The organism is Acinetobacter calcoaceticus (assembly GCF_051947995.1).
Taxonomy (GTDB): domain Bacteria; phylum Pseudomonadota; class Gammaproteobacteria; order Pseudomonadales; family Moraxellaceae; genus Acinetobacter.
Genome location: NZ_JBLVVH010000037.1, coordinates 1 through 253 on the forward strand (window position 1 = coordinate 1; position 253 = coordinate 253).

The 253-nt window shown below is 68.0% G+C and carries 1 protein-coding gene; it reads left to right on the forward strand.

Going from position 1 to position 253, the window contains the following annotated elements; translation table 11 throughout:
* Positions 1-41: 41 nt before the first annotated feature.
* On the forward strand, positions 42-253 hold a 212-nt coding region (locus ACNQO6_RS18455), incomplete at its 3' end, for a cation-transporting P-type ATPase (protein ID WP_440209914.1).

Genomic DNA, 253 nt, shown 5'->3' on the forward strand with positions numbered 1-253 from the left:
GCCCGATAGTTCTGTTCATCAGAACGAGGCGCAGGAATCCCATGAACGGCATCCCACCCCTGTCTTCCCGCGACGCCCATGCCAGCCCGCCGCAACGGGTGCTGGAACGATTGCACAGCTCCGCCGCCGGCCTGGACGCGGACGAAGCCGCCCGCCGCCTGGCGGCGCACGGCTACAACCGATTGCCCGCGCCGAAACGCCAGGGGCCGCTGCTGCGCTTGCTGCGGCAGTTCCACAACGTCCTGCTGTACAT